Source organism: Bacteroidota bacterium (assembly GCA_018266755.1).
GTDB lineage: Bacteria > Bacteroidota > Ignavibacteria > Palsa-1295 > Palsa-1295 > JAFDZW01.
On sequence record JAFDZW010000001.1, the window covers coordinates 523,985 to 536,984 of the forward strand.

Consider the following 13,000-nt stretch of genomic DNA (forward strand, 5'->3'; position numbering starts at 1 on the left):
AATGCCGCTGTGCGCATCGTTGTATGCGCACGGCGGCATTCGCTCGTTGTGTTTCGAGTTGTTGCCTTCTACCACACCTTATAAGGATTCACTGTGAAACGAGTCGTACTTGTCATACTTGCAGTCTTGTGTATCATCGGCGTACACAATACTCGCGCACAGGACGAACGCAACCGTCCGCAAGTTGCAGAACCCGGACTTGTCGAAGTCAAGATCGACGCTTCGGTCCGTAACGCCGTAGCTGCGGCAAAGGCAACGCGCACGCGTGCCGAACAAAAGTTAGCGACGTCGGCGCTCGAAGTACTCGCCCAGTACAAGGCCAACGGCAACAGCTTTCAGAAGGCGAAGCCGGAGCAGATGCCGCAGTCGCCGCTCGGGATCGTGCCGGTGACGATGGTAAAAGTCGATCGCAGCGACCGCGTGTATGTATACATCCGCATCGCCAAGGGGCACCGCATCGCGGAAGTGTTGCCGCTCGTGCGCAAGAACAAAGGCACGGCCGATTATTCCAACGACAAATTTCATCTGATCCAGGCATGGATCCCTGCATCGAAACTCACGAGCATCGCCGCAAGCGCTGCGGTCGGGTCGATCGAACTGGTCGTGCCGCCACTGCATAACACCGGCCCGGTCAATAGCGAAGGCGATTCGCGTCTGCATGCCGATGTTGCGCGTTCGGTCATGACCGCCTCCGGTGCCGGAATCAAAGTCGGCGTCATGAGCGACGACTGCGGCTCGACGGAGAACCTCGTTGCACCGCGAATTGCAAACGGCGAGCTCGGCGCAACGACAACCGTGCTCGACGACAGCAAGGGCGGAACACGCACCCATGAAGGGCTTGCGATGATGGAGATTGTGCAGGATGTCGCGCCAAGTGCGCAGATATACTTCGCAACTGCGTCCACCGGCGAAGGCAATTTCGCTAAGAACATTCAGAATCTTGCCAACGCAGGATGCCGCGTCATTACCGACGACGTCATCTATTTCGACGAGCCGGTCTTCGAAGACGGCATCGTCGCGCAGGCTGTCGATGCTGTGGCAACCGTGAATAACGTCGTTTATACCAGCTCGTCGACGAACGTCGGCAATTCGAGCTACTTCGGGACCTATAATCCGTTGGCGAACCAGCCGGTCGGTAACTCGGGCAACAAGAACGTCCACAATTTTTCGGGTGGGACGTATATCAATACATTCACGTGGCCGTCGGGTCGCACGCTGTTCTTCACACTGCACTGGGACGATCAGTACGGCGCCAGCGACAACGACTACGATCTCTATCTTGTCGATCCGGCAAACACCACGACATTCCTCTCGTCGACCACCACGCAGAACGGCTCGCAGAATCCGTTCGAGTCGTTTTCGGCAACGAATAGCGGTGCGACGGCGAACTACGCGCTCGTCATCGTTCGCAACGGCGTCTCGGGTACCGACCCGAATGGAAACGCACGGTTGAAGCTGACGATCTTCCAGGGGATTCCGATGACATACGGTTCGGCGGCATCGAGCACCTGGGGACATGCGTGCGCGGTGAACGCACTCGGTTGCGGCGCGATCGGCGCCGATCGTACCAGCGCCATCGGCGGCGAGAATAATTATAACACGCTCGAAGCATTCTCCGCGCAGGGACCGGTGTATATGGTGCAGTTCGGCGCGGGGCTTGTCGGCGGGAATCGTCCGCTGCTCTCGACGCGTACGAAACCGGATGTATCGTCGTTCGACGGCGTCACGACGAGTGTGCCGGGATTTGCGCCATTCTATGGCACGTCGGCATCGGCGCCGCATGTCGCGGGTGTGGCGGCGTTGCTCCTCGGGATGTTCCCGTCGATGTCGCATTCGAGCGCACGCGCCGCGATCCGAAACGGCTGTGTCGATTATGGCGCGGCAGGAATGGATAATGCCTTCGGCGCAGGACGCACCGATGCATTCAGAACCATCGCGTTAGAAAATGCATCGTCGAATCCGTCAACGTATCTCGCGGCGTTCTCGACGCCAAGCGCTGCAATTCCCGACAATAACAGTGGCGGCGTAACGAGCACGGTGACGATCTCGCCGAGTTGCACGAACATTACGCCCGATTCGGTTTTTGTGCTCGTTACGGTTGACGGCCATCCCAAGATCGGCGATCTCGTCTATTCGCTCAACGGTCCCGATAATCAAACCGTCACGTTAATGAATCGGCCCACGAGCGGCGGCGGGACGGCGACAGGGAAGAATCCGAACGTCGTCTTCGGCGATGTTGCCAGCAGCTCGATCCAAACGACGAACGCATCGGGTGCAGAGCAGGTCGGTTTCTATATCCCGGCGAACGTCCTTTCTTCGACATCCGGTTTTCGAGGACATACACTCAGCGGTACATGGACACTGACCGTGAGCGATAATGCCGCCGGAAATACCGGCGCGCTCAAAGATTGGGGATTATACCTGAAGGAAGGACAACCGCTGCCGCCGAATATGACGCTTGCGTGGAGTCCGCTCTTTCTATTCCCGAACGATCATACGCTTCGCAACATCACGGTGACGAACTCGGCGAGCGGCGGATGTTCGCCAACGCTCACGCTGCAATCGATCGTGAGCAACGAAGCCGACGCGAGTGCCGACCCCGGCGATGTTGCCGGCGATATTCAGGGCGCGACGCTCGGCACGAACGATCTGGCCTTTCAGCTTCGATCCGAGGCGCTCTCGACAGGGAACGGGAGATATTACACCGTGACATACCGCATCAGCGATGTCGGCGGTTATCAGCGCGATACAATGTTTGCAATTCCCGCATTCTCGACGCCGGGCCGCATCGATCCGTCGGCAACAGTCGCGGCATCGGTCGGATCGGTGACGATGGATGTCGCCCCGAGCCCGAATCCGCTGACGACATCGAGCACGATCTCGTACACGATCACGGGGCCGTCGAGTGCGCCGGTGCTCTTGACGATCGTCAATAATCGCGGCAAGTGGGTGCGCAATCTCGACTACGGCACCCGCTCACCCGGCACGTATGCGTTGACATTCGATGGCAATGGGGCCGACGGTTCGCCGCTGCCGAACGGGGTCTATGCCTACCAACTCACGGCCGGCGCTCCGTACAACTCACTCAATAGCGGCATCGTGATCGTCAACAAACCGTAAGCAATCTTCCGTAGCGATACGGAACGTCGTTCAAACAAAACGCCCTTCGCTACTTTGAAAGCGAAGGGCGTTGTAGTTTTCAGACGGTTCTTGCCGCAGCAATTTATCGCTCGACGATGAACGAGACGGTCGCTTCCTCGGGGTCGTCATCATAGAGAAACTTCGCACGAGCGAAATATAGACCCGGCGAAAGCTGCCGCACCGGTAGATCGACCGTCCGGCCGGATACCGATCGCGATTCCATCACCCGACGGGCCATCGCATCGTAGATCTCGATCGACGTGAAAGAGCGACGTTCCAGCAATTGAAGATGCAGGACGTTCGAACATGGGTTCGGATATGTTTTGAGCAGGATATGCAAATAGTCGTCATGGACGGACTCTACCCCGCGTAACTGATCTGCCTCGTCATAGCGAAATACGTACGTCTGTGGGTTGTTGCCCGGTGAGAGGACTGCGGCGATCCAGCCATGACGCGGACCCGAGAACGTTACGATCCGTCCGTCGAGATATTCGGTCTCGATGCGAAGCGTCGTCGAGTCTTCGTCCCACGTGTTGCCGTTGTCGAGTGTTCTGGCGATTACATGATGCGACTCACCCCCTTGGACCAGGTACGGACGTTTCGCGGTAATCCAGACCAGGCTATCGGCAACGGCCTCGAAACCCAACCTCGTCGTGCCATACGCATGTTGGGGCGCCCACGATGCACCATAGTCGGTCGAGTAGAGCCAATTGATGCCATACTGCGCGTCGGCCCATACCGAGGATCGCTGCTCGCTTAACGATTTCCCTTCACCATCGTGTCCGCTGAAGTAATACACATGCGGTGTGTTCGGAATGCATGTGAGTGTTCCATGAAATCGTTCGTTAATGGTTTCCCCGTCGATCGGTGTTGTATAGCGTCTCCATGTTGCGCCGAAATCCGATGACAGGAGGGTTGTGAAACCGAGCGGTGCGTCTATTGTAGAATCATCGTCTAATTCGTCGATGGCGGCTGTCCAATGAAACTGGTCGCTCACATCGAAGGAAAGGCATTGTGGTCCTCTTGTGGAAGTGCGCCGCGAAGGTAACGGCCAGATCGCGGAATCGAATACTGGGTTTGGCGGCAGCGCTGCAAAGGTGGTCGCTGCATCGGTTGACCAGTAGAGCCGACCCGACCTACGGTCATACGCGAGCACGTTCCTCTCGCGGAAGACATGAAGCGGTATCAGATCGACGTTCGAATTCATTCGTGTCCACGTCTTTCCGCTGTCTTCGCTGTGGACGATCCCGTTGTGTTGTATGCCGTCATCGCGAAGTTGTGTACTGATAAGATAGCGTGTACCAAGCGTCGGCAGAAAGATCGCAGGTGTGGGGAAGGGGAAATATATTAAATCCTCATTCGCTGGTGATAGTAGCGTATCGTTGACTCGTTGCCATGACCTACCACCATCTGAGGTTACAAAGTACACGTTGTGTGCTGTTATCAATCCTACTGGCTGCACGACCCCAAGATATCCGTGCAGGCTGTCCGCAAACTCCATTGCGAACGGGATCACAGAATCGGCAGGGATTCTGATATGTTGCCAGGTCGGCATTTGCGCACGCAGTAGTCTCGGAGACCACAGCAGTATGATCGCTAAGCTTGCGGCCAGTCGGATGCAGCGAAATTTCAGCATACTAACAATAATGTTAACCAGTTGCTGCTAATATACGACCTTCCTACGGAATCTGTTCAGCCGTGCATGGTCGGCTCGGAGGGCAGTGCTTGCACGATCGTTGCCTCGACCGCTTGTAGGTGATGCAGGCGCTGTTCGACGGCGGCCTCGGGGAAATACTGCCGTGCGAGTTTGAGAAAGAGATTGCGGTGTCGTGCTTCGCTTGCAAGCAGCGATGCGTAGAAGCTGCGCAGGTCTTCATCGTCGGCATGTTCGCTCAGCAGCCGGAAGCGTTCGCACGAGCGCGCTTCGATGAGTGAACAGACGATGAGCCGGTCGAGGAAACGGTCGGGTTCTTGTTTGCGGATGTGTGCGCTTAGTAGTTGGGCGTAGGGGTCGCCGGGGTCGCGTTCGAGTTCGAGTCCTCGCTCAGCAAGTTTGCGCGTCGCCATTTTGAAATGCGACATTTCCTCGATGGCAAGGTCGGCCATGGCGTCCACCAACGCGGTGCGCGAAGGGTACCGGTTCAGGAGTGAGATCGCCATCGTCGCGGCTTTTTTCTCGCAGTGGGCGTGATCGGCAAGCAGTGCCGACGCATTGGTGCGTACCCGCTCGATCCAGGCGGCGTTGGTTTCACAATGTAATCCGAGCATGGTACGAGAACACGACGGATGCGGTTGAAGCTCCGTATCGATTGGAAGGGTGCAAGCAAACGTCATTCTGAGCACATTCGCTGAGCTCAGTGTAAACTCCGCGAAGAATCCCTTGATGAAACCCTGTGAGGCTCCGCCGAAGGGATTCTTCGCTTCGCTCAGAATGACGTTATATTAAAAATGGCAGCAATCACCATGCTATAAAGTCTACATTGTGCCACTGACGATCGGGTAGGAATAGATTGGCCCCCACAAAATAAATGAATATTTATGCGTTCGGAATGCAGAATCGGGAATTTTTGTCATTTGAATGTACTTTTCTCTACTCAGTGAGGCATGCCATGGATACACTGTGAGGGCGAATTGTCTCATTCCGGGTACATTTTTTCGGTTTTGTGTATTTTTTCTTGTAACTTCGGGTAGGGTGGGTAGTTTTACCTTGTGTCGGTAATTCCACCATAATAGGAATTTCAATACATCATTTCTTTTCGGTAACACATGACGAACATGATGAAACGTACAGGGATATCGTTGCTTGTCGCGCTTCTGCTTCTGGTTGGTCTCGGCAGTCGTGGCAACGCACAGTCGCTTGGCGGCGGTTTGAACGCAGACGGTCGAGACTTCTATATCGGCCTGCTGTATCCCTCGTTCAACGCGCAGTCCATTAACTTCTTCGGTCGTAACGTCCAAGGCTTCTTCGGCGTGTACGCACTGATCTCGAGCTATGATGACAACACCATCACCGTCGGCTACTTCGACGATAATGGCAACGAGATCAACAAGCAAACCTACAACGTGGCGAAGCGCCGCGCGGTACAGGTCCCGCTCGACATTGCGCACATGCGCATGACCGAGCCGGGCGAAGTCGCCGAATACAAGGCCTGCCACATCACGGCGAAGAAGTCGATCAACGTACAGTTTTTCAGCACGGGTTCGTGCTCGGGAGGTAGCTACCTTGCCATCCCGACGAACGTACTCGGCAAGACGTATGTCGTCCAGAGTTACCGTGATAACGAAGGCGGTGTCGGCGGCGCACTCTCGAACGAAGACGCGTCCGGTTATTTCATGGTCATCGCACCGTTCAGCGGTACGACCGTTACCATCACCCCGAGTTCGACCACAAAGAAGAAACATGCCGGTGTAAACTGCGGAAGCGGTGCAACGGGTGTTCCGGCGCCGTTCACCATTGGTCTCAATCAGGGCCAGTGTTACATGGTCAAAGGCGCTGCCGACGGATCGGGATGCGATATCTCGAACTCGACGGTTATTGCGGATAAGCCGGTGGCAGTCATCGCCGGCCACGAAAATGCATTTACCGACGGCTCAGACCCGCAGCCAGGCGGTGCTCGCACGCTCGAAGCGCGCGACTATATGGTCGAGCAGATGCTTCCGGTTGAGTATTGGGATACGATGGGCTATATCTCAATCCCGTTCGTCGATTCGCAGGCTCCGTTCAATGCCGGCGAAGGCGACGAATACCAGGTCTTTACCGGTGTAATGAAAGAGTTGGGTGGTGTCGGTGGTTCGAACATTAATATGAACGGCACACTTCGTACATACAATGGTATCGGCGAGTATCAGGTGCCTCCGCCGCAGTTACTCAACTGGACGTCGCCGGTCGATTTCTATTCGACCAATGGCACAAAGATCGGCGTAGCGATGTACGATCAACGTATGCAGGGCGGCGGCGCCCCGTATCCGGCCCCGAGCCAGATGACGATCATTCCGAAGTCGCGCTGGAAAACATCGTTCCTCTGGTACGTCCCGAACAACACGTTCGAAATTTTGCAGGGCTACTATATCAATCTTATTTGTAATCGCAGCGATTACGATAATCGCAAGATCCTCATCGCGGTCAACGGCGGTAAGCCGGCGCCGCTTCCGAACGGACTGGCAGTCAAAAAGAAATACGCTGTCATCCCGGATTATCCCGAGTTGGTGGGGTATTCATTGTCACTCGGACCCGGTGCATATTATGCAACCGCCGATACTGGGAATACACATCCGTTCATGATCTATAACTATGGCTTTCGTGCTATCGACCCCGATCGTGACCTTGGCGACTTCTGCGGTGATGACCACTTCTTTGCGTATGCATTGCCGGTCGGCTTTGCTGCGAAAGGTGATTCCGGTCAGTTAGAGATCACCGTCGATACGCTCTGCGCCAAGTGGCATATCTGTATTCACGATCATCGCACGAAGAATCCCGGTATTAAATCGCTGCAGATTCTCGACGATGCGTCGGGCGACTTTGTCCGTCCGGGCCGTGTGTATCATAATGTTCAGTTCGACGAGTCGGTGGACCCGGACCAGACGCGTGAAATCGATCTGACCGGTACCGATACGCTCTATTGCGCAGACGTTCTCGTATCGAATCCGCTCGACACTGCATACGGACCGATCTATATCCTTGACAATCAAGGTAACGATTACCTTGTCGAGTTGCGCTACAAGGCGCCGAGTTTGAAGCTCGTCGTGAAGCCGAATTATCCGAACCAGAAGGACAGCGTTATCTATCCTGCGACGGTTCCGGGTGCGACCGATTGCGCGACGATCTACTACTATAACGGTGGAAAGAAGGGCGACAATACGCTCGAGATCGACAAAGCCGAGCTCAAGCGCAACGACGGCAACTTCACTATTTCGAGTATTACTCCTGCATTGCCGGTCACACTGGCTCCGGGAGATACGCTTGCCGTTACGGTGTGCTTCTCGCCGCAGGACAAGAACGTGAAGATCGATTCGCTGCCGCTGCATCTGGATTCGCTCATCATCACCACACCGTGCTTCAAGGCTCCGATGACCTTGGTCGGGCCGGTGGGTGTGCCGCTGATCTGGGCGTCGAATAAGAACTTCGGTTCGGTCGTCGTCGGCACTACCAAGTGCGATACCGTGACGGTTCGCAACGTCGGTAATGTGCCGTTCACGCTGACGGATTCGATCATCGATGCAACGCTGCTCGGCAACCACGACTTCACATGGGATGGGTCGTCGAAGTATAATAAGAACCGTCTGCCAGTGATCTTGCAGCCGGGTCAGGGAATCCCGATCAGCTTCTGCTTTACGCCGAGCGTGAAGGGCTTCGATTCGACGAATGCTCACTGGATCACCGATGTGCAGGGTAAGTATAAGGATTCGTTGAAATCATATAGCGGACTCTACGGTAACGGTATCCGTCCGGGCGTCGTATGGGATCGCATCGTACAATACGATACGACGATCTGCGACTCTGCACTGACGATCCGGGTCAACCTGATCAATACCGCTACGGCTCCGACACACGTTCAGAAGGTATTCTTCGACGGAGCGGATGCGCCGCAGTATGCAGTCGTGGATAACAAATTCCACTACTCCCCGCTTGAAGGCTTCACGATGAATGTGGGCGACACATTGTGGGTCGACTACAAGTTCACGCCGGACCTTTCGAAGGGATTTGCCCCGCGCCACTCACACTTGGTTGCAACGTTCGATGCGCCGGGTGGAATTACAGACTCGACCGTGATCGATATGACGGGTATCGTAGAGTATCCGGCATTGCTCATCGATCCGCCGTGCGTCGATCTCAAGACAAATATCGTTGTCGGTGTACCGACCCCAACGAACTTCCTCTTGACCGACACCGGAACGGCGCCGTACATCTTCTCGGCTGTCGATTTCTCTGCGCCGATCGTCTCGATCGTCGATGTCACGACGGGTGTTGCATTGCAGCCGGGTGACACGATCATGCCGGGGCAGCAGGTTGCAGTGACGGTGACGATCACGCGCAAGACCTACGGCGATACGACCGTGTATATGAACTTTGCGAGCAACAAATCGTGCGGTAATACACCGCAGCTCTGCATCGGGTCCAACCCGAGCCAGACGTCGCTATTGCTGACGGGTTGGCCGGCACCGGACACGTACATCAATTGCCGCGATCATAAGAGCACCATCCTCGCTCGTAATCTGAGCACGGTAGGTTGGACGCTGAAGTCCCTCACGCTCGAACCGGCAGGGACAACGACCGGCCTGAACCAGTTCGATCTGATCGATTCGAACAATAACTATCAGAAGCAGATCGTGTTCAATAAGTTTGTTCCCGGAAGCGGCACGAACCAGAACACGGTGACGGTCGGCGTCGTGTTCCATCCGGATCTCCAGGGCTCGGATAGCGTCCGCGTGATGGCAATTTGGGATAGCGCCGGCGTCACGAAGGACACCGTCTTCTCGGTACTCAGCGGTACGGGTATTGCCGAAGTGACGGCTGTCTCGGCGGCGAACCCAGACCCGAATGCACCGATCCCGGGCTGGTACGTCTACACGACGGGCGAGACCTCGAGCATTCCGCTGCACTTCGAAACGAAGGCATTGCCGGCAAGCGCGAGCGCCAAGCGTGTCACGTTCGATGTGACCTGGAAACAGGATGTATTCGATGCTCCTGCGACCGGTGCATTCGTACCGAATCGGCCGACCTATGACGGAACGTACACGCTGAATGCGGCAACACCGAGCCAGGCAACGGGCGCATCGATCGATGTATCGATCAGCAACGGTGTGATCACGTCGCTCGATGAAGTCGGACGGTTGAATCTCGCTGTGCCGGTGAACAAGGATACGACAACGCAGATCCTGATTTCGAACGTCAAGTTCTACGACGACCTCGGAAACATCATCTGCTACATCGCAGCCGACACGATTCCGGGTAACTTCGTCTCGAAAGACGTGTGCGGTAACCTGGAGTTGCGCGACTTCCTGCGCAGCGACGGCAAACAGGTCTCGACGCGTATCATCAGCCTGACGCCGAATCCGGTCACCGAGAATTCGACGCCGGTACTCAACTACGAGGTTCGCGAAGCCGGCGTGCCGGTGAAGGTTGAGGTCTTCAACATGCTGGGCGAGGTCGTCCGGACCGTTCGTGAGAGCGCTCCGCAGACGGTCGGTACCCATGCGTTGCAGATCAATACGACGGGTCTCGAAAGCGGAACCTACAACGTCCGAATTTCGACGCCGACGTCAACTCAAAACGCGCAGTTCGTGTTACATAAGTAACAGTTCGTGCGACCGCGGTCAGGACGCCGCGCGAGTTTGACAGAATCAGGAGCGGGTAATCCGCCGGGGCAATGAGCTCCGACGGATTACCCGTTTCATGTTATTAGAAGTTATATTTCATAAGACAGAGGAGAAGATGACGATGAAACAGCTAATTCTTTCCTGTGCAGCACTCCTGTGCCTCCTGAGCCTTGGCGTCAGTCCGACGTCTGTGCAAGCCCAGAACAGCATGATCTGGCATCAAACGAACGGCCCGCAGGGCGGGGCGATCCGCGATGTGGCAGTCGATTCGACGAGTGGGCTCTGGGTGGCCACGGGGCGCGCGGGTGCATATTATAGCGGCGACCATGGCGAGACCTGGGAGGCCGTCAATGCCGGCCTGCCGAAGATCGGTCTGATTACGATCGCTGCGGCGAAGGATCACTACATCTATGCGGCAAGCATCAACAATCAGGACCTCTTCCGCCTGAATGCGTCGCTGCCGAGAAGCCAGTGGCGTTGGGAAGCGGTCTTCCCCGATTCAACACAAGGACCGTATAACTATGTCGTGACACTTGCCAATAGCAACGTCTTTACGAATGTCGGCGGTCATGGCGTCATGCGCTCGACCGATCACGGCACCACGTGGGTACAGTTCATCGATACGCTCAAGACCACGAACTGCATCGCCTTTGCGCACGGCAAAAATCTCTTTGCGGTGATTACCGGTAACCCCAGCGGCCCGACATTGCCGCATCCGATTTGGTCGACGACCGGATCGGGGCAGAATAAGCCGTGGGTCAAACGGGCGGACTTCCCGGATTTCTATCCGTCACAGATCGTCATTGCGCATAACGGAAATCTCGTCGCTACGACGCTGATGAAGCATCAGGTCTTCACCAAGGATACCACGATCCATGGCGGACGCATCTGGACTTCGACCGACACCGGAATGACCTGGACGAAGACGTACGAACGGCCCGACAATTCGGAAGACGGCAAGGACGACATCGACGATATCGGACTTGTCGACCAGACCGGCACGATCTATGCGAATGCGCATGGTATCACGATCCGCTCGACCGATAACGGCATGACCTGGACGACGCTCGACTCTGAAAAACGCGGTGACGAACGCTTCAAGATCGCATCGAACCCAGACGAGACGCATACGTACCAGATCTGCGAACCCGATGGCGTGTTCCGCTCTGACGATCACGGTGCGACGTTCGTGGGGAAATACTCAGGGATCAAGGTCGAATTCCTCTACGGAATGGACATCAACTCGCGTCAGGATCTCTTCGCCCTTTACGAATTCGGGCTGTCGCGTTCGACCGATCACGGCAATACATGGGGCGAGGCTGTGGAGTTCGGCGAAACATATTTCCCGACGTTCATTATCTCCCGCAATCCTTCAACCCGAGACCATATTTACATCGGCTGTGAGTATGGGTTCTTCCGTTCGACGGATTTCGGCGAGACGATTCTGCCAATTCAAAGCTCGGGCGGAGATACGATCTTCCGACAGCTTGGCATGACCTCGTCCGGAAAACTCTTTACCTACTTCACATCGAGCAACGGTTCGCGTGTGATGTATTCGACAAACGAAGGCGACAGTTGGACGCCGATCACCAATCTGCCCGATCCGACCGACGACATCCGAGGGTTGGCCGTGACGAGCGATACGATCGCACTTGCCGGCACCGGCCCTTCGTTCTATCTCTCGGTCAATGGCGGCGGCAAATGGACGACCTCGACGACAACAGCCCCGTTTAATCAGCCGTCGAAGATGCTCTTCCATCCGGATGGCTCGCTCTTAGCCCTTGTTCCGGGAAATGGGTCGAAGTCGGGATGTTGGCGCTCGACCGACGCCGGGGCGAACTGGACGCATATTTTCCCCTTTGTCGATGCACCCACAGAACAATTCCGGAATGATTACTACTCGCTCAACGTAGACGATCTGGGACAGATCTTCATCGGTTCCGACAGCGGTGTTTGGCGTACGTCGTTGCCACCGTATACCGTCTGGAAGAACGTCAGCACAGGCTTGACATGGCCCGATTGGGATCGGCCGCTGTTCGTCAATGTGTCGGATGTCGTCCAGGATCCCGTCTCGCGCAAATACTACGCAGCGACGCGCGGGTTGTCGGTGTACGAAAGTGTACCGAACATGGACGATGTACCGACAACACCGGTAACGGCAACCGGCAGCCGGGTCGTGAACTATCCGAATCCGTTTGCTCACTCGACCTACATTGCGTTCAACCTCGACGAGCCGTCGCAGGTCACTCTCGATGTGTACGATGCAATCGGACGACATATCGGCCAGACCGTGACCTCGTCGTTCGATGCAGGCCAGCACCAGCTTCCGTTCGACGGAAGTGCATTGCCGAACGGCAATTATCTGGTGAGCTTGCGCATCAACGGCGCCATCCGTTCGACATGGATGACGATCGCTCGGTAATCGATCATCTCCGATCTCTCTTCAAAGGGCAGCCAATAGGCTGCCCTTTTTGTTTGTCCGATATCGAATTGGTTGGAAGTCCAATAAGAAGTGTAGAGGTGTATTCTAAGCACGTCATTC

At 55.9% G+C, this 13,000-nt stretch carries 5 protein-coding genes; 3 read left to right on the forward strand and 2 right to left on the reverse strand.

Going from position 1 to position 13,000, the window contains the following annotated elements:
- The first annotated feature begins 93 nt into the window (after positions 1-93).
- Positions 94-3,120: a S8 family serine peptidase gene (locus JSS75_02080; protein ID MBS1902477.1), complete on the forward strand. Its 3,027-nt coding sequence runs from the start codon at positions 94-96 to the stop codon at positions 3,118-3,120.
- Between the two features lie 103 nt (positions 3,121-3,223).
- Here the strand turns inward: JSS75_02080 and JSS75_02085 are convergent, their stop codons facing one another.
- Entirely contained in the window at positions 3,224-4,777 is a 1,554-nt protein-coding gene (locus JSS75_02085) for a hypothetical protein (GenBank protein MBS1902478.1), read from the reverse strand.
- A 56-nt stretch (positions 4,778-4,833) separates the two neighbouring features.
- Positions 4,834-5,409, reverse strand: coding sequence for a tRNA-(ms[2]io[6]A)-hydroxylase (locus JSS75_02090; protein ID MBS1902479.1), 576 nt, complete (start codon positions 5,407-5,409; stop codon positions 4,834-4,836).
- 507 nt (positions 5,410-5,916) lie between these two features.
- Here JSS75_02090 and JSS75_02095 point away from each other — a divergent pair.
- Together JSS75_02095 and JSS75_02100 are read left to right on the forward strand one after the other, a co-directional pair.
- Positions 5,917-10,437, forward strand: a complete 4,521-nt coding sequence (locus JSS75_02095) for a T9SS type A sorting domain-containing protein (protein MBS1902480.1) — start codon at positions 5,917-5,919, stop codon at positions 10,435-10,437.
- A gap of 142 nt (positions 10,438-10,579) precedes the next feature.
- On the forward strand, positions 10,580-12,880 hold the full coding sequence (locus JSS75_02100) for a T9SS type A sorting domain-containing protein (protein ID MBS1902481.1): 2,301 nt from the start codon (positions 10,580-10,582) through the stop codon (positions 12,878-12,880).
- Positions 12,881-13,000: the final 120 nt, after the last annotated feature.